The sequence below is a fragment of the Bacillus cereus group sp. BfR-BA-01453 genome (assembly GCF_022662915.1).
Lineage (GTDB): Bacteria > Bacillota > Bacilli > Bacillales > Bacillaceae_G > Bacillus_A > Bacillus_A paranthracis.
The window spans coordinates 12,950-32,534 of record NZ_JAKUEN010000023.1; the positions used below are offsets into that span (position 1 = coordinate 12,950).

The window sequence follows — 19,585 nt, forward strand, 5'->3', positions numbered from 1 at the left end:
AATTGTGACGCCTGTATTTAATTAATTTGAGTAAACGCTTGGTTTTAATACTCCTACATAAGGAAGATTACGGTACTGCTCTTTATAATCTAATCCATATCCTACAACAAATTCATGCGGTACAGTAAATCCAACATAATCCGCTTTCAAATCTACCTTACGGCCTGTTGGTTTATCTAATAACGTAACAATTTTTACAGACTTCGCTTTACGATATTTAAATAGGTCTACTAAGTAACTTAGCGTAAGACCGCTATCAATAATATCTTCAACGATTAAAATATCGCGACCTTCTACAGAAGTATCAAGGTCTTTTAAAATTTTTACTTCGCCTGTTGAAACAGTTGAGTGACCGTAACTAGATACAGCCATAAAGTCCATTTCAAGATATGTATCTGTTCTCTTTAATAAATCTGCCATGAATGGCATTGCACCCTTTAGTACACCAATCGCAAGAGGTACTGTGTTTTTATAATCCTCTGCAATAATTGCGCCTAATTCGAGCACCTTTTCTTGTATTTGCTCTTCAGAAATTAATACTTTTTCGATATCTTGATTCATCATTTCATTATCCTCCCGGAAGACTCCTTGCTTTTGTAGTGAATAATCATATATTTATCCTTCTTTGCTGTCTCTTTTGAGATAGCAAATGCAGATCGCTTCAACAAGGGTAACCAAATAACATTCCCACTTGCATCACAAACGACCGGCCATTCTTCTCTTTTTTCTCTTGGTACTTTTGCTTCAATAAAAATAGCTTTTATCTTTTTAGTGCCATTCATACCTTGTATTGACATGCGATCTCCATTTTCTCTAGACCGAATACGAAGTGGATATGATATATCATTATACTTAGCAACAAATACTGTTTCATTCATGTCACTTGGTATATCTTCGCTCACCTCTGTTACAAGTTTATCCCCGTTCGATAGCGTAATTGTCCCGGGAACTGATAAATCTTGTAAGAAAGGAGAAACAATTTCTTGTTTAAATCCAAAGCTACACTCCTCGTATGCGCGAACAATTTTCAAATCACCTGGGAAATCAAGTGAACCCGAAGGTTGTGTCCGCTTAAAAAACTCAATCACTTTGTCAATATGTATAGAGGAAAGAGAAGATGGAATCTTATATTCATAAAGATAGTTTAATATTAGTTGAATCCCTCTTCTTTGTAAAGGCATAGACATGGATTCAAAGGCAGGAATTGATAAGCTAATTTGTTTATCACTTTTTTTTGTAATTACTTTATTCATTTTCTCAAAAGCTAATTCCTGCAAATACGCCTCATCCTCTTGCATCTGCATGCTAAATTTTTGGAATTTCTCATGCACTTGTGGGTTTTCTTCTTTCAAATGAGGAAGAACATATTTACGTAATCGATTCCTTGTATATACTTCCTTTTTATTACTTGGATCTATACGAGGAATTATTTTCAGCTTATTACAGTAATCAACAATTTCTTCCTTTGTTACTCCAAGTAACGGCCTAATTAAATATCCATTATGAAAAGGACGCTTCACTGCAATTCCTGCATAACCTTTCGGAGTACTCCCTCGTACAAGACGCATTAAAATCGTCTCTACTTGGTCATCACCATGATGTCCAAGGGCTACATATCTCGCATCATATTTCTTCATTATTCTTTCCAAAAATGCATATCTGCATTCTCTAGCAGCAACCTGTGCATTCATCCCGTATTGCTGTTGATATTGCGACACATTAATTCTTATCGTTTCGCAAATAACTCCCAGTCCTTTACAAAGGTCCTGCACAAACTGTAGGTCCTCATGAGATTCATCACCTCTAAACATGTGATCCACATGCGCCACTACAATTTCAAACTGTTTTGCTGCTCTTTTTTCTAACAAATAATATAGAAGAGCCAAAGAGTCAGGACCACCAGAAACCCCTACAACAATTGTTGAGCGTTCCTTTAATACATCATGCTGCTTTACAAAGTCATCTACCTTTTCAACAAATGTATCTTTCAACTTCGTAATCACCTTTCATTAAACAAGAACAGCAACGTTAGTTACCTTGTTTATAATGGTACAACTTTTACAAACATTGTGCAAAAAAAAGATATACAAAAATTACATTTTTATCTTACATCATCCGTACATATTCACAAAAATAATAACATTATCTTTTAAAGCAAAAAAACCTAGGTATTCACCTAGGTTTTTAGAAGGAAAAAGCGATAAAGGAACATCACACTTCAACTTTATTGTGCCTGCATTCCCACAATTGGAATGGTAGCCCACTTCGGCATATTTTTCTTCACTTTCGCCACCACAATAGTCATATCATCATTTATATAACCATCGCCAGAGCGAATCACCTCTTCCATGATGATATCAGCAATCTCTTGTGGATCTTCAGTTTGTAACTCTTTAATTTTCCGCTTCATCCATAACTCGTGATTCTCCACATGCTGCGCGCCCTCAAAAATCCCATCACTCATCATAATAAGAATATCACCTGTTTTTAATTGCTCACCCACTACATCAACTTCAACATCCTCGATAATTCCCATTGGTAAATTACTTGCTTCAATTTTCAAAATATTATTTGCGCGTTTAACAAAACTCGGCGTTGATCCAATCTTTAAAAACTTCGCACTCGCATCACGCAAATCTACCATAGCTAAGTCTAATGTCGTAAACATCTCTTCTGTTGTTCTTAAAGAGAGAATAGAGTTAATAGATTTAATCGCTATCTCCTCATCAATGCCTGACTGAAGTATTTTTTGTAATAATTTCACTGTTTCCTTACTCTCCATATGAGCTCTTTGCCCATTTCCCATGCCATCACTAATTGCAAGGGCATATTTCCCAACACTTAAATCCATCATCGCATAAGAATCACCCGAAACAAACCCACCGCCTTTCGCGGCTGTGGCCAAGCCGGTATCAAGGGAATACGTTTTTGCTGAACCAAATGATATTAAACTGTGGCCGTTCGGATAAGAAGATTTTTCTTCATGTTTCACAACTATGTTTTCCTTCAGGATATCAGAAAGCATTGGTGCAACTAATTTTTCACACTCTCCATGTTCATTAGATGCAACTGGAATCAACATTTCAATATCAATACTTCCTCTATCTAAACAATAAATATCAACATGCTCTATTTCTACACCAAAATCACGAAACGCTTGCAGAATCTGTTCTTCCTGTACTTGATGATTTTCTCTTTCTCTTTGTATCTCCTTAGCAAAATCCTCCATAACTTTTGATACACCTAACAATTGCTCCGCTACTATTCTACGATTTTCTTTCATTTGTTTTCGTAATTTTTGTCCCTCATAGAAGTGATCTAATTCACCCGCTACTAAATCCGTCACTTTCTTGCCTCTTACGCAATGCTTGTCCCATTCACGAACTAACTTCCGATTATGCTGCAGAGTTCCTTCTTCCGTTTCACTCATTATTTGTTTCATATAATCATATGTTTTATCGAAATTAACTACCCAGCATTGGTCCTTTTTAAAGCATGTTTGACATGTTTTTGCAGTAATTGTACTTAAGAACAAATCTGCCTCCGTCTCTTTATCTTCCTCCTCCACATATCCATATACAGAAAAGCTATTAGATAAAGCAGCAAATACATTGGCAAATTGATTGATTTTATTCGCTGTAACATCACGCATTCTTCTTAAATACTGTTGTTGATCTTGCGAATGCTCCTGTGTGCCTGGCATAAATTTAGCAATACGATCCATAACAAGTTTCGGTGTTAATAAAAAGAAAGCAATCGCCACACCAGATTCAATTAAAGTTGTCACAATGTTTGTTTGCTTGTCTACATATAGCGTAATCAAGCTTGTCCCAATTAATAAACCTAAACTAACACCTAAGCGTTTCCCTTCTTTTAACAAACCACCAAGCAATCCAGAAAAAGCAAGCAGACTAAGTTGGGACAAACTAGAGACATTTGCTAAGCTTAATATTAACCCAGTGACGACCCCTACTGTAGATCCTGTAGCCGCTCCTGCGATAAACGCAAACACAAGCACTAAATACCTAGTAAAAATATGTTGAATAGAAGCGTCATATATGAACCAATCTGTTGTACCAGTTAAAACAGATGCTAGTAATATAATTAAACAAACAATTTCTTCTGTCTCTAACGCTTGTTGTTTCCCTTTTCTTTCTACTAAAAGCGGGACACTTTGTAAAAATATCATAGTTAATACGAAGCTAAGCCCTGCCTCAATCGTACTAACGAGTAAATCGTACATGGTAACAGTTTGTTGTGCAAAATATACGACAACTAAATGTGCAGTTAATGCGGAGATAAATACTTGGAATGGTACAAGTCCAACAGTTTTACGTGTAAACCGACTAAAGAAGATATTATAAATGAAGAAAGTAAAAATAGATGCAAAGGTAAAGAATAAATTATCTATCGAAACTGAAAGTGCGCCCCCCATTAGGGCCAAGAATGCGAGCGGCATTTTATCCCGCTTCATAACATAAACAGCAGCAAAAAACGGTAGTGCAAACGGTAAAATGTTTGTTAATATATATGCTCGTCCCAAAAGAAAACCAATAACAACAATAATAAATCCCCATCTAAAGAAAACTTGCTCAAACTTCATTCGCAACTTACTCGTCCACTTTACTCCTCCAAGCTGACCTTCATTCATTGCCAATGCACTTGTATTCATAGTATTCCTTCCTGCTTTAGGCATATTTTTAACACCACCTGCATAGTTTAATTACTGTCATTATAAAAGATGATTATTGGGATTTTTGTCAAAACAACAGTTTTCACTTTTATAATCGTTCGACTTTTTATTCGAAATAACTCTACATATATACACAGTATGTATTTTATTTTTAATATTTTAATCGAACATTCAGAAAATATAGGGTGATTTTGTAGAAGTGTTGTATGTCTTAATTTATTTAACAAAAAAAGATCATGCGCATTTGCATGATCTTTTTAGATGACCCGTACGGGATTCGAACCCGTGTTACCGCCGTGAAAGGGCGGTGTCTTAACCACTTGACCAACGGGCCGTTAAATTAAATATAGCGGCGGAGGGGATCGAACCCCCGACCTCACGGGTATGAACCGTACGCTCTAGCCAGCTGAGCTACACCGCCATGTCGTCTTATTTAACGGACAATTAGTATCTTACCTCAGATATAATTTAAAGTCAACACATCTTGAAAACTTTTTTAAAAATATATTTTCACATATAAAAAAGCACCCTGAGCAATCGCCCTGGGCACCTCTCTATATTCTAAGAATTAAACGTTCTTATTATCCGCGACGTGCGCCACGGCCACCACGTTTAGATTCAGTGTTACGCTTTAAAGAAGTTAAACGATCTTCACTATCCTTTAAGAAACGTGCCATCTTTTGCTCGAATGTTTCTTTTGGAGCACGGTCGTTACCGCCACCACGGTTATCTCTGTTGAAAGAACGATTACGTTGTGGACGTCCAGAACGTTGTTGATCACCACCGCGTTGGTATTCACCACGTGGACGATCTCCTTCTGTTTTTTCACGCTCTTTCGCTTTTTTAATAGATAGACCAATCTTACCATCTTTTTCAACGTTAATAACTTTTACTTCTACTTGGTCGCCCACTTTTAAGTGATCGTTAATATCTTTCACATAATTATCAGCAACTTCACTAATATGAACAAGACCCGTTAAGCCTTCTGGCAGCTCCACAAAAGCCCCAAAATTTGTAATACCTGTTACTTTACCCTGTAACTTGCTGCCTACCTCGATTGACATAAAAAAAATGCTCCTCCTTAGTGGTTAAAAAGTCAAATTTTACTTTATTATATATAATCCTAAAATATAGTGTCAATAAGACATACTCTACTTAGAAACAGGAAAAATTATCTCCCCTTTTCCAGAGAAGAAATAATCCCTTCTAGCAATCTTTAATACGTACTCTTCATCATTTAACTTTTGAACTTCGTCTTTTAGACTCTTTTCTTTGTTCGTTAATGAATCCAGTTCTTTTTTCATGTCCTTAACTTTTGCTTCTTTTGCTTTAATGGAACTGTTTTGTTGATAAAACGTTACACTAATACTCGCAATAATTGTAAAAGCAAAGACAAGAAAAACCGCTAAACGGCGATAAAGTCGCTTCCTGTTCTCATCCGTTTGTATTATATGCTCTTTAACAGGATTTGGACTCTGTTTTTCGATTGTTCTTTGTCTCAGTTCCCTCATTTCCGAGGTCCCCCTAACTTCTTTTTTATACGCTCCCACAATTGGAAGATATGTCCCTTCAATTTTGCTATATATTGCAGGAACCCTACATGCTTCATTATAAAAAGTTTAACACGATTAGGGAGAAGTTTCCATATGAGCGAAGCAATAAATCGAACAGGCCAGAAAAAAACTTTCCATATGAAAAGTAATATCCAAATCACCATTTTCCATAACACATGTCCAATTGAAAGCAGTATACGAAATAAGAATAATATAAATGCAATAAATAGCTGCGCTATAATAATAACAGGTTTTATCATGAGTAGCTGTATAATTTGAACAAAAAAGTGTGTTGTTTGCACAAAAATATAGATGAGAAAATTTAACAGTCTCATGTATATTGCTTTCAACATGCTTTGATATGCCGCAAAACCACATAATAATGCTAAAAATACATATATACGTAGTTCAGCTTCATTTACAAGAAGTAATACGTAAAAAACGAATAATGCTTGGACAATCCAAAATAGTATATCATGTATAAATACAATCCAACGCTTACGTTCTTGACGTTTTAAAAATCGTTGGTATGTATCTAAAGACGCTCCAATCCAAGCACCCATTCCGATCATTGAGAGCATCGTATACAACTGAATTGTTAGACTCATTTAAACAACTTACTAAAGAAGCCTTTAGTTTTCTCCCCTTGATTCTCATCAATATACAGCATCTCATGAACTTTCCCTTTAATCGATACAACACCTTTTTCTACATCTAAATTTTTCATTTGCAAATTTTGACCGCGAATTGTTAAAAAGCCCATTACGGTCTCAAGTAAAAACTCTTCGCTATCAAAACTCTCTACCTGCTTTACACCGGTAATATCAATTACACGTCTGCCACGCATAATAATATCATGCTCTACAGAAACATTTTGTTGATTAGAAGACATAGGTGAGTAACCATTATTCACGTAAATCCCCCCATACATTTATACTAGCTAATAGTAATGTATGAAGGGATAATCGATTTTAGAACAAGCCTTCTTCGGCCTTTACTTTTTCTTCACGAACTAAGCTATACATATTTGCTGCATCTTCTTTTTTAGTCGTTTCTTTCAATTCATTTATTTTTACAGTTACTATTTTTTGACCAAAACGAATTGTTAATTCATCAGCTACTTTTACATCTGAACTTGCTTTTGCCACTTGACCATTAATGGATATTCTTCCTTGATCAGCTACTTCTTTCGCCAATGTTCTTCTTTTAATTAAACGTGATACTTTTAAAAACTTATCTAGACGCATATTAAATCCCCCTATTAACGCTCTGTTTGTTTTGCCTCTTCCCAGAAAACATCTAACTGCTCTAATGATAAATCTTGCATCTCTTTCTTCATTTCAGCTACCTTTGCTTCCATGTATAAAAAACGACTGACGAATTTCTCATTTGTTGAACGTAACGCTTCTTCTGGATCTATTTTATAATGACGAGCTATATTAACAAACGCAAATAGTAAATCGCCAAATTCACTTAACATCTTCGCCTCATCCATGTTTGTAACTTCTTGTTGGAACTCTTGCCATTCTTCTAAGGCTTTCTCTATCATCGGCTGTACATCAACCCAATCGAAACCAACCTTACCAGCTTTTTTCTGGATTTCATAAGCGCGCAGTAACTGCGGCAAACTTTTTGGAACCCCATTTAAAACAGATTCTTTTACAAACCCTTTTTCTTGTTTTTTAATTTCTTCCCAATTGGCAATTACTTCATCGGCATTATTTACATCCGTATTCCCAAATACATGCGGATGACGACGAACCATTTTCTCAGATAAAGTTCGAATAATATCATCTATAGAGAACCAACCTTCGTCCTCTCCGATTTGGGCATGAAGCATAACTTGTAATAATACATCACCCAGTTCTTCTACTAAGTGATCATCATCCTCTTCATCAATTGCTTCTAATACTTCATAAGCTTCCTCAATTAAATATTTCTTTAAAGATTGATGTGTTTGCTTTTTATCCCATGGACAGCCATTCGGGCCACGAAGATCTGCAATAATTTCTCTAAGCACATCAAACTGTTGATACAAGGATGCACGTTCCTGAACTGGTGGTATGTACACACTCGTTAAATTATTCAACTCCGTTTCATGATCTAACATGTACAACGGCACCTTTTTCACTTGCTCAAATGAAGTCCCTGCAGCTGTTACGATATACACTTCATAATCATCTGGCAGCATCTCCATTAATGTTAATTTCACATCTGATGCAACGAATGCGTCATATACTTGGCAAAAGATTAAGTGTTGACGTAATTCTAATTGTCCTCTTTCAAATGATGTAGCGTCAATTAATTGGAATCCTTCAATCGGATCAATCTTAAGACTTGCAAACATAGGATCAAGGAAACTTTGCCCACCTTCAATTCGCACTTCAATATTCGCTACTTCACTTTTTTCCAATAGTAGCTGAACCGTTCTTTCCGCTACAAGTGGATGCCCTGGAACAGCATAGATGATTTCTGCACCTTCAGCTTGTTTTAGCAATGTATTCGCAATTGTTTCATATACAATTTCAAATGTATCATGTGCTTCATATACATTGTCAAAAGCAGTATATCGTATACCTTCTTTCTCCAACTCTTCTATAACGGGATGTTCCTTCGTTCTAACAAACATGTGATCTGCTTCTTTTATTTTTCTATATACACCCATCGTTAACTGATCTAATTCACCAGCACCTAATCCTAAAATAGTAATGATTCCACTCACAACCTGTCACCTCTATCCACTCTTCTTCAATGAACCTTCTTTTTTCTCTTTTTTCATAACGGTTCCTATTTCTACTTTTGTAAATACACGTAATTTTAAAATGAAAAACATATATGCCAATCCGCCGATGGCTACACCTAACAACGCCTCAAGTGTTGCAACACCTCTATGACTTGTATCCATTACTAATCCAGACATTTGCAATACACGCATAAACATTATTAGTACAAATCCCATACCGATACCACTAATAACTATACCTAACATATTCCGTTTGTCGATAAGCGATTCGGATACAGCTCGCATAAGTAATACACTATTTAGTATAGAAATTACAATTAACGCAACTAGCGTCGCAATTGCAGCTCCCTTCACACTAAAATATGGCATTAATATATAATTTAAAGCTAACTTTAAACAACCGCCAAATATAACGAATATTGCTGGTTTTAATGTTTGTCCTAACCCTTGCAAAATAGAAGCAGTTGTAATCGACAATGAACTAAATAAAATAGATAAAGATAAAATAGATAAAACATCTGACCCATCACTATTTTCAAACAACATAATATTCGTAGGTTGAATAATACAAGTTAATCCAATGGCTGCTGCAAATCCGATAACAAATGTTATTTTCATCGCTAACCTTACCTTTTCTCGAATAAAGGTAAGATCCCCTCTTTCCTTCGCTGCTGTAATAATTGGAATAAGCGACAACGAGAAGGAAGTTGTCACGACAGTACCCAATTGCATAAGCGGGATACTTCTGTCATAAACACCTTTTAACACCTTTGCACTTTCAACTGGCTCTCCCGCTCCAATAAGTAGAGAATAGAAAGAAATAGAATCAGCCATTTGTATAAAAATAAGCACTAAGTTACTAACACAAATCGCTAACCCCTGCCAAAACAGAATTTTTATAATCTTCTTTTTCCCTTTAATCCTCTTTACACTTTTGAAGAATATAGAACGAAAGTCATGACGCATATAAAGTATAAGTACGATAATCCCAATCAATCCACCTGCGATTGAACCGAGCATAGCACCTGCACCAACTGTATATAAATCAAATTCGTGAGCAATTAGGAATAGAGATAAAAATACAATAATAGAAACACGAATCGTTTGTTCTATCACTTGCGAAACAGCTGTTGGCATCATATTATTGAATCCCTGGAAATATCCTCTTGCTACAGATAAAAACGGCATCAATATGAATGAAAAGGAAATAACGCGTAATAGCTTATCTAAGTGTATATCGCCCATAGCTATCGCAATTGCTTCGGCACCAAAGAACAATGTAAAAAATCCTATGAAACCAATCCCTAATAAAAACCAAAAAGATACACAAATAATTTCCTCTGCTTCTTGTTTTTTCCCTCGCTCTAATCGTTCCGCAACCATTTTTGAAATTATAATAGGGAACCCATAAGTAGCTAAAATTAAACAAAATCCATAAAATGGATAAATTTGTTGGTAAATATAAAAACCAACGTCACCCGCTATATTTTGATATGGAATACGGTAAAAGGCGCTTAATACCTTTGTAACAAAACTTGCGATTGTTAATATAATAGCCCCACGCCAAAAGGCTTGATACTTCTTCGATTCCATGCAAGAAAACTCCTTTTTCTATTCTCACCCCTCGTATTATATCATAAAGAAAAGGACAAGCTTCCTTACCTACACAAGTAAGAATACGTTCGTGCAACGTTAGAAATATTCAATGAAAAAAGGTAGCAAAGCGCTACCTTCATTCAATATACATATATCTCCAAATAATTGATTTCTCAAGAAGAAATATCATAATTAGGAAAGATTGCTACTTCTAAAATCATACACCTTTACTGTTCCATTTGTTTTGCTAAGAAACTGGCAGCAGTATTGACCGCCTTGTGCTCTATTTCGCTTATAATCGCTTCTTTTGAAAAAATAATGACAGCCCCAATTGGGTCTCCATTTGCAACAATCGGCCCAACTGTATAAGAATGAACCTTTTCTGTTACACCATCAATAATGGAAATATCACTTTCGTCCGTCATAATAACAGACTTTCTTTCTTCCATCGTTTTTTCAATTAAATCGCCAACGCTTTTATTTAAGTATTCTTTTTTTGATACACCTGATACTGCGATAATAGAATCTCGATCACATACAAGCACATTATGTCCTAAGCTATCATATAAAGCATCTGCATATTCTTTTGCAAAATCACCTAGCTCGCTAATTGGAGAATATTTCTTTAAAATTACTTCTCCATCGCGATCTACAAATATTTCTAGTGGGTCCCCTTCTCGAATACGTAAAGTTCTACGAATTTCCTTCGGGATTACTACCCTACCTAAATCATCAATTCGACGTACGATTCCAGTTGCTTTCATTCTAATGCTGCCTCACTTTCTACTGATGATCAAAGTGGTGAATTTACCTGTTCATGTAAAAATCACCAACTGTTAGACATAGTATTTTACACATTAGTTCTTCTATGCACGTCGAATTGCATTTTTTTATCTAATATTAGGCATTTATGACTTCTTTTTTTACATCTGGCAAGCCTTTTAATAAATTTTCAGCAATTGTTAACCACTTCGATGTCTCTAAGCCATTTGTTTTCATGACGATTTTCAATTGTGATCCTTCCATTCCTAGACCAATCATTCGCCCAAAACTATTTCCAAGCATGAATAATTTTCCGCCATCAATGTTTTGACTCGCTTGTTCTGAGAACAGAATTGTTACTTCAAATTTATTTTGCTTAATTAATTCAATTTGTTCTTTCATTGCTAATACTTTAATATTTGCGATTTGCAATAAGTAACCAACTTCTTGCGGGTAATCACCAAATCTATCTATCATCTCTTCCTGCAACTCTTCAATATCCTCAATTGCAGAAACACCTCTAAACTGTTTATACATCATAATTTTTTGTTTACTATCAGAAATATAAGCATCCGGTAAATATGCATCTACTTCTAAATCAATTTCAACATTAACTGTATTTTCAACTCCGTCTGTTCCTCTACGCTGTTCAATTGCATCTTTTAACATTTGAGAATATAAATCAAATCCGACAGAATCAATAAATCCATGTTGTTCGGCTCCTAACAAGTTACCAGCACCACGAATTGATAAATCTCGCATCGCAATTTTGAAACCAGATCCAAGCTCTGTGAACTCCTTAATGGCTTGCAGGCGCTTCTCCGCAACTTCCGATAACACTTTATCCCGTTTGTATGCAAAGTAAGCATATGCAACACGATTAGAACGTCCAACACGCCCACGAAGCTGATACAACTGCGATAATCCCATACGATCTGCATCAAATACAATTAATGTATTTACATTTGGAATATCTACACCCGTCTCAATAATCGTTGTGCTTACAAGAACATCATGCTGTCCTTCTAAAAACGATAGCATAACAGACTCTAATTCACTCTCGTTCATTTTCCCATGTGCATAAGTTACACGCGCATCTGGAACTAACATCGAAATTTCATCTGCTTTTCGTTCGATATCCTCTACACGATTATATAGGAAGTAAACTTGACCACCTCTTGCAAGCTCCCGTTCTATCGCTTCTCGCATTAATGCTGGATTATACTCTACTACATATGTTTGAACCGGGAAACGATTTTCTGGCGGCGTCTCAATAACAGATAAATCACGCACACCAAGCATAGACATATGGAGCGTACGCGGAATCGGAGTTGCCGTTAATGTTAATACGTCAACATTTGCTTTTAATTGTTTAATTTTTTCTTTATGCGTTACACCAAATCTTTGCTCTTCATCAATAATAAGAAGACCTAAATCCTTATAAGTAACATCTTTAGATAAAATACGGTGCGTTCCGATTACAATATCTACTGTGCCATCTTTTAAACCTTTAATTGTTTCATTTTGCTGCTTTCTCGTACGGAATCTACTTAATAATCCTATATTGATTGGATAATCTTGAAAACGCTCTCGAATTGTTTCATAGTGTTGTTGTGCAAGGATCGTTGTCGGCACTAAAATTGCAACTTGTTTTTCATCCATAATTGCTTTAAACGCCGCACGAATAGCTACTTCCGTCTTTCCATATCCTACATCACCACAAAGAAGCCTATCCATCGGACGTCCACGTTCCATATCCTTTTTAATCTCTTCAATAGAACGTAATTGATCCTCTGTCTCTTGATACGGGAAAGCGGACTCGAATTCTTGTTGTTCTGCCGTATCCGGTGTATATGCATAACCCTTTGAAGCTTCGCGCTCAGCATATAGTTTAATTAGGTCATCCGCAATGTCTTGTACAGATTTTTCAACTTTCGTTTTGACCTTCTTCCAATCATTTCCACCCAATTTATAAACTTTCGGATCCTTACCCTCAGATCCTACATATTTTTGCACTTGGTCAATTTGTTCAATTGGAACGTATAACTTATCATTACCTTGATATTTAATATTCAAATAATCTTTATGAACACCGTTAATCTCTAATGTTTCAATACCTAAGAATTTACCTATACCATGATTTACATGAACTACATAATCCCCAACTTTTAATTCCGAATAACTTTTAATACGTTCAGCATTCGATAACTTTTGCTTACGTTGTGATTTTTTAACTTTCTTATGAAAAAGCTCTTTTTCAGTAATGACAACAAGCTTTTGCATCGGCATTTCAAATCCTGCATGTAAATCACCTACAGCAATTTGTAACCTTCCAGGCAATAATATATCTGTGCCTTCTACAATATCTGCCTCAATATCATAATCACTTAAAATATGTTGTAGTTTTTTCACACGTTCATCATCTGTACCTAACACAACAGTCGTAAAATGCCCTTCGTTCCATCTATCAATTTCAGTTTTCAACAACTGCATCTGCCCATGGAAATCTTGCATTGTTTTACATGTAACATTCACAATGTTTTGCGGATGTGTATGTGCTATATGACGTAAGAATAACGTTAAATATACAAAACTTCTTTTTTTATGATGAAGAAATTCTTCAAACGAATGAGAGAAAGATAAATCTTGAATGATTGTTCCCTCACCGAGAAGGGATATATACCATTCCGCCTCTTCCGTTTCAAGATGTGATGCTGTTTCTTGAATACGTGAAATCTCATCTAAAATCACAACACCATCTTCTGGTAAATAATCTATCAGACTAGCAGGTTCGTTATAGAAAATAGATAAATATTTAAACATCTGTTCTATACTTTGCCCGTTTTTTAACATCTCAATTTCATGACTTACCGTCTCAAGCACTGTAGTCTTCAACTTATCATCAGAAAGTTTTTGCATCGTCTTAGTCAGACCTTCTTCAAGATGCTTAATTCCTGATTTCAATTCTTCCTGCGAAAATAAAAACTCTGTTGCTGGACCAAATCTAACACTTTCTTTTTTATCTTGAGAGCGCTGTTCATCCACATCAAATAATCGAATAGAATCGACTTCTGTATCAAAAAATTCAATACGAAATGGTAACTCTTCAGTTAGTGGATATATATCTAATATTCCCCCACGCAAACTAAATTCTCCAGGAGCTTCTACCATAGACTTACGCTCATAGCCGATATGATGTAAAGTATGCAAAAATGTATCTAAATCAATCTCTTGCCCTAGACTGATTTCGATTTGCCTTTGCTTCCACAACTCTTTCATTGGTAAAAATCTGCGTAGTCCTGCAACTGGTGCTACAATAATCCCATGCTCTCCTGCAGCTAAGCGATTTAACACTTCAATACGTTGCGCCTTCAATTCTGGGCTTGCAACACCAAGTTCTGATGCTATCAATTCATTTACTGGATATAGCCATACATCTTTTTCACCAAGTAACGCCACTAAATCTTCATGTACTTTTTGTGCTTGATATAAATTATGCGTCACAATAAGTTGTGATTTTTTTGTTTTTTTATATAAGGCCGCCATTAATAACGAACGAGAAGAGGTTGCCATACCTGATACAAGTTGCTCTTTTAAACCATCTTCTAATCCATTAATGACCGATTGGATTTCTTCATTTTTATAAAATTGCTCTAATAAACCTATCATTTTCAAAACCCCTCTCAACATAAAAGAGCAAGCCACTATATTTTATGCAAATATTTTGGAAAAAGAAAACAGAAAAATGCTTTGGACATGCCAAAGCGACAACATTTTATTGCAGAAATTTTTCATATTCATAATACTCAGGATAAGATGCGAGCGTTTCTTGACACAATTCACAAATCGTTTTTATATATATATTTCCATTCTCATGAAAATGAATCATTTCTACTACTTCTTGCTCTGTTAGTTGAAATAAAACGTCGCTATATACTTTTTCTGCGGTAACGGAGCCTACATTACTCCCGCAATGTCTGCAATAATAATACCCTTCCATACTAGCCTCCTAAAAATCCAATTACTGCTAGTATGGGTAAAAATAAAATAAAATATTCCCAATCGTACTCTTAACTATTGAAAGTATTCATAATTTGAAGAAAAGGTTTATTTAACCATTCTTCACATGCATCTGCTGCTTTTTCAATAGAATGATTTACATCAGGAATCTCTTCTGATGTAAAACGTCCTAATACGTAATCTACTACCTTCATTCCATTTTTCGGACGATCGATTCCCATGCGGATACGTTGAAACTCTTGTGTTCCTAAATGTGAAATTGTTGATTTCACACCATTATGTCCACCCGCACTGCCTTTCATACGAAGGCGTAATTTACCTACAGGGATGTCTAAATCATCGTACAGAACAACGAAGTCCTCTACATCAATTTTATAGTAATCCATTAACGGACGAATACTTTCCCCAGATAAATTCATATATGTAAGTGGCTTTAATAAGATTACTTTTTCTCCATTAACAAATCCTGCACCAAATACTCCTTTAAACTTTTGTTCGTTCAAAGAAATATTCCAACGCTTTGCAAGTTCATCAATCGCCATAAATCCAATATTATGCCTTGTTAATTCATATTCTCTACCTGGGTTCCCAAGTCCTACTATCAATTTCATTCTTGTACCACTACTTTCTTTTTTCGATACGAAAAGACGTAACCAATCTTGGTTACGTCTCATTCTATCCAATTAATTGAATAATACACTTACAGATTCTTCTTCGTATACACGAATGATTGCTTCTCCGATTAGTGGAGCAACTGAAAGTTCATGTACTTTGTCGATTTTCTTCTCTTCTGGTAATACGATAGAGTTCGTTACAACTAACTCTTTAATATTTGAGTTTTGGATACGCTCAATTGCTGGACCAGATAATACTGGGTGTGTACAGCAAGCATATACTTCAGAAGCACCGTTCTCAACAAGAGCGTTTGCTGCTAATGTAATTGTACCAGCTGTATCAATGATGTCATCAATTAAAATTGCTGTTTTACCTTCAATATTACCGATAATGTTCATTACCTCAGATACGTTCGGACGAGGACGACGCTTATCAATAATAGCGATCGGTGCTTTTAGGCGATCTGCCATTTTTCTAGCACGAGTTACTCCACCGTGGTCAGGTGACACGATTACGATATCTTTAAGACCTTTTGTTTCAAAGTAATCTGAAAGAATCGGTACACCCATTAGGTGGTCGATTGGGATATCAAAGAACCCTTGAATTTGTGGAGCATGTAAATCTAGAGTGATTACACGAGTTGCACCTGCTGTTTCAAGCAAGTTTGCTACAAGTTTCGATGTAATTGGTTCACGAGAACGCGCTTTACGGTCTTGACGCGCATAACCATAGTAAGGAATAACAATATTAATTGTTTTTGCAGATGCACGCTTTAATGCATCGATCATAATAAGTAATTCCATGATATGTTCGTTTACTGGGAAGCTTGTAGATTGAATAATGAATACATCGCAACCACGGATACTTTCTTCAATGTTAATTTGAACTTCTCCATCACTAAAACGATCAACAGAACATTTTCCTAGTCCTACTCCAATATGCTTTGCAATTTGCTCAGCAAGTTCCTTATTAGAGTTTAAAGAGAATACTTTCAAATTAGAATTTAGATATTGAGTCGACATCTAGATTAACCCTCCACATTATGATTTTTTCTTATTCAGCAATTGATCAACATAGTCTTCTTTGTTAACTTGACGTGCACGTGCTACAGACAATGCTTTTGATGGAACATTCTCTGTAATTGTAGAGCCTGCTGCCACATAAGCACCGTCTTCAACTGTTACAGGAGCAACAAGGTTTGAATTACATCCAATAAATACCCCGTTACCAATCACAGTTTTGAATTTATTCTTACCGTCATAGTTCACCGTAATTGAACCACAACCAAGATTCACGTCTTCTCCAACTTGTGCATCCCCGATATAACTTAAGTGTGAAGCTTTACTTCTATTACCAAAAACAGTTTTTTTGATTTCCACGAAGTTTCCAACGCGTACTTCATCTCCAATAACTGAATCTGGGCGAATATGTGCAAATGGGCCAACCGATACTTCTGTACCAAGCTTACTATCATGTACAGTAGATTGACGAATTGTCGTACGATCTCCAATTTCACTATCGCGAATTACTGTATGCGGTCCAATCTCACAATCAGAACCGATTACAGTGTTCCCCTCAATAATTGTTCCTGGATGAAGAACTGTATCACTACCGATAATTGCATCAGCAGAAATATACGTGTTACTTGGATCAATAATAGTAACACCATTTACCATGTTCTTTCGGTTGATACGGTTTTTCATAATAATTTCCGCTTGCGATAGAGCGACTCTGTCGTTAACACCTAACGTTTCATCGAAGTGCTCTGTTTGATAAGCTGATACAATATGACCTTCATTTTTTAAAATTTCAATAACATCTGGCAGGTAATATTCACCTTGTACGTTATCATTTGAAACTTTAGAAAGTGAAGCGAATAAAGCTTTATTATCAAAACAATACGTACCTGTATTGATTTCTTTAATAGCTAATTCTTTCTCATTTGCATCCTTATGCTCAACAATCTTTTCAACATGACCATTCTCATTACGAACGATACGACCATATCCAGCAGGTTCTTCTATGTAAGCTGTTAATACCGTTGCCATTGCCCCTGCTTCTTTATGTTGCTGAAGTAATGCTTCCATCGTTTCAGCAGTTATTAGCGGTGTATCACCACAAATAACTAAAGTTGTTCCTTCTTCGTTTGCAAGTACACTTGCAGCTTGATCTACAGCATGTGCTGTACCAAGTTGTTCTGCTTGTAATGCAAACTCACTTACGTTTCCTAGCTGTTCTTGTACCATTTCAGCACCATGTCCTACGACTGTTACAAGTTTCTGCAATCCTAATTGAGATACTTGATCGACAACATGTTGTACCATAGGTTTTCCACATACAGGATGAAGCACCTTGTATAGCTTAGACTTCATACGTGTGCCTTTACCTGCCGCTAGAATCACTGCAAATCTGTTTGACATATAGACCCTCCATCGCAACCTATTTATCCATTAACGATATTATCCTAAATCATCATATATTTCAAGAAACACATTTTAACTATTAAATTTTACCATAATTCTTATAAGATGTTTTACTCTTTAGTATCTTTTTTAAGAAATAAGCTATACTATTTAAAATGATTTTGAAAAAATTAGAAGTTCTCCTCTTTATTTTATTTAATTCGGAATTTTCTAAATGAGATATATGTATAAACACAAAAAAACAAACCCCTGTAAATGCTTACAGGAGTTTGTTGCAAAATTATAGGGCTTCTCTAAAAAGCCCTTTTCATTCGAATTTTACGAAGCACCTGCTTCTTCAAACTCAACCTCTTCTAACTCGCCTAAACGATGATACTCTGTTAAAACCGCATCTTGAATTTTAGAGCGTGTACCAGAATTAATTGGATGTGCAATGTCACGGAATTCTCCATCTGGAGTACGTTTACTTGGCATTGCTACAAATAATCCATTATTACCATCAATTACACGAATATCATGAACAACAAATTCATGGTCTAGAGTAATAGAGGCAATTGCTCTCATGCGGCCTTCTGTGTTTACGCGGCGTAATCTTACGTCAGTCACTTCCATCTTGTGTTCACCACCCTTTTCTAAATAAGCGATATATTTGTATAAATTCCACAAAATTTCTATTTTCCCTTTAATTTTTTAAAAATTTTTAAGATAAAAATTTTTAATTTAATTGAATATAGAGATTAGTAGAGGTTATCGCTTACAAAGAATTACTTAACTAGGGCAATTACTTCGATTTCAACTAAAACATCTTTCGGTAATTTTGCTACTTGTACACAAGAACGAGCTGGCTTATGAGCAGAGAAATAAGATCCATATACTTCATTAACAGCATTAAAGTCATCCATATCTTTTAAGAATACTGTTGTTTTTACTACCGTATCAAATGAAGCACCTGCTTCTTCTAATACTGCTTGTAAATTTTGAAATACTTGCTCTGTTTGTACTGTTACGTCTCCTGCTACAAGCTCTCCACTTGCAGTTAACGGAATTTGTCCTGAACTGTAAAACATATTATTTACAATAATCCCTTGTGAATATGGTCCAATTGCTTGTGGTGCATTGTTTGTTTGAACAACTTTCATACTTTTCACCCTTTTATTATTTATTTTTACTCTTTAAAAAT

18 protein-coding genes and 2 tRNA genes are annotated in these 19,585 nt (G+C 35.5%); all 20 read right to left on the reverse strand.

Annotation, left to right across the window (positions count from 1 at the left end; all coding sequences use genetic code 11):
* Positions 1-21: 21 nt before the first annotated feature.
* Positions 22-564, reverse strand: a complete 543-nt coding sequence (hpt, locus tag MR070_RS25390) for a hypoxanthine phosphoribosyltransferase (protein ID WP_000981838.1) — start codon at positions 562-564, stop codon at positions 22-24.
* Entirely contained in the window at positions 561-1,991 is a 1,431-nt protein-coding gene (gene tilS / locus MR070_RS25395; protein WP_000655447.1) for a tRNA lysidine(34) synthetase TilS, read from the reverse strand. The genes hpt and tilS overlap by 4 nt, the downstream gene beginning before the upstream one ends.
* Positions 1,992-2,224: 233 nt before the next feature.
* Complete coding sequence (gene spoIIE / locus MR070_RS25400) at positions 2,225-4,696, reverse strand: stage II sporulation protein E (RefSeq protein WP_001123528.1); 2,472 nt, start codon at positions 4,694-4,696, stop codon at positions 2,225-2,227.
* Positions 4,697-4,955: 259 nt separating this feature from the next.
* Positions 4,956-5,027 (reverse strand) — tRNA-Glu (locus MR070_RS25405).
* A 13-nt stretch (positions 5,028-5,040) separates the two neighbouring features.
* Positions 5,041-5,114, reverse strand: a tRNA-Met gene (locus tag MR070_RS25410).
* 160 nt (positions 5,115-5,274) lie between these two features.
* On the reverse strand, positions 5,275-5,757 hold the full coding sequence (locus tag MR070_RS25415) for a S1 domain-containing RNA-binding protein (protein WP_000021452.1): 483 nt from the start codon (positions 5,755-5,757) through the stop codon (positions 5,275-5,277).
* An 87-nt stretch (positions 5,758-5,844) separates the two neighbouring features.
* Positions 5,845-6,204 (reverse strand): cell division protein DivIC, encoded by a 360-nt coding sequence (gene divIC / locus MR070_RS25420; protein WP_001208736.1) that lies wholly within the window; start codon positions 6,202-6,204, stop codon positions 5,845-5,847.
* Positions 6,201-6,854 carry a spore cortex biosynthesis protein YabQ gene (gene yabQ, locus MR070_RS25425; protein ID WP_000059762.1) on the reverse strand — a complete coding sequence of 218 codons (654 nt, stop codon included), beginning with the start codon at positions 6,852-6,854 and terminating at the stop codon, positions 6,201-6,203. The genes divIC and yabQ overlap by 4 nt, the downstream gene beginning before the upstream one ends.
* Positions 6,851-7,159 carry a sporulation protein YabP gene (gene yabP, locus MR070_RS25430; protein ID WP_001059101.1) on the reverse strand — a complete coding sequence of 103 codons (309 nt, stop codon included), beginning with the start codon at positions 7,157-7,159 and terminating at the stop codon, positions 6,851-6,853. Before yabP ends, yabQ begins: the two co-directional genes overlap by 4 nt.
* Before the next feature lie 58 nt (positions 7,160-7,217).
* Positions 7,218-7,493 carry an RNA-binding S4 domain-containing protein gene (locus MR070_RS25435; protein WP_001234876.1) on the reverse strand — a complete coding sequence of 92 codons (276 nt, stop codon included), beginning with the start codon at positions 7,491-7,493 and terminating at the stop codon, positions 7,218-7,220.
* A 14-nt stretch (positions 7,494-7,507) separates the two neighbouring features.
* Positions 7,508-8,968, reverse strand: a complete 1,461-nt coding sequence (gene yabN, locus MR070_RS25440) for a bifunctional methyltransferase/pyrophosphohydrolase YabN (protein WP_000014267.1) — start codon at positions 8,966-8,968, stop codon at positions 7,508-7,510.
* Positions 8,969-8,980: 12 nt separating this feature from the next.
* Positions 8,981-10,582: a putative polysaccharide biosynthesis protein gene (locus MR070_RS25445; protein WP_138322579.1), complete on the reverse strand. Its 1,602-nt coding sequence runs from the start codon at positions 10,580-10,582 to the stop codon at positions 8,981-8,983.
* 230 nt (positions 10,583-10,812) lie between these two features.
* Entirely contained in the window at positions 10,813-11,349 is a 537-nt protein-coding gene (gene spoVT, locus MR070_RS25450) for a stage V sporulation protein T (protein ID WP_000648302.1), read from the reverse strand.
* 136 nt (positions 11,350-11,485) lie between these two features.
* Positions 11,486-15,016: a transcription-repair coupling factor gene (gene mfd / locus MR070_RS25455; protein ID WP_138322580.1), complete on the reverse strand. Its 3,531-nt coding sequence runs from the start codon at positions 15,014-15,016 to the stop codon at positions 11,486-11,488.
* Between the two features lie 106 nt (positions 15,017-15,122).
* Positions 15,123-15,347 carry an anti-sigma-F factor Fin gene (locus MR070_RS25460; protein WP_000399440.1) on the reverse strand — a complete coding sequence of 75 codons (225 nt, stop codon included), beginning with the start codon at positions 15,345-15,347 and terminating at the stop codon, positions 15,123-15,125.
* A 70-nt stretch (positions 15,348-15,417) separates the two neighbouring features.
* Positions 15,418-15,978, reverse strand: coding sequence for an aminoacyl-tRNA hydrolase (gene pth / locus MR070_RS25465; RefSeq protein WP_001979768.1), 561 nt, complete (start codon positions 15,976-15,978; stop codon positions 15,418-15,420).
* 72 nt (positions 15,979-16,050) lie between these two features.
* Entirely contained in the window at positions 16,051-17,004 is a 954-nt protein-coding gene (locus MR070_RS25470; protein WP_000107420.1) for a ribose-phosphate diphosphokinase, read from the reverse strand.
* Between the two features lie 18 nt (positions 17,005-17,022).
* A complete protein-coding gene (gene glmU / locus MR070_RS25475; RefSeq protein WP_000071036.1) occupies positions 17,023-18,402 on the reverse strand; it encodes a bifunctional UDP-N-acetylglucosamine diphosphorylase/glucosamine-1-phosphate N-acetyltransferase GlmU in 1,380 nt (459 codons plus the stop codon).
* Positions 18,403-18,723: 321 nt separating this feature from the next.
* Positions 18,724-19,017 carry a septation regulator SpoVG gene (gene spoVG, locus MR070_RS25480; RefSeq protein ID WP_000454041.1) on the reverse strand — a complete coding sequence of 98 codons (294 nt, stop codon included), beginning with the start codon at positions 19,015-19,017 and terminating at the stop codon, positions 18,724-18,726.
* A gap of 152 nt (positions 19,018-19,169) precedes the next feature.
* Positions 19,170-19,544 carry a RidA family protein gene (locus MR070_RS25485; protein WP_000869807.1) on the reverse strand — a complete coding sequence of 125 codons (375 nt, stop codon included), beginning with the start codon at positions 19,542-19,544 and terminating at the stop codon, positions 19,170-19,172.
* Between the last annotated feature and the right edge of the window lie 41 nt (positions 19,545-19,585).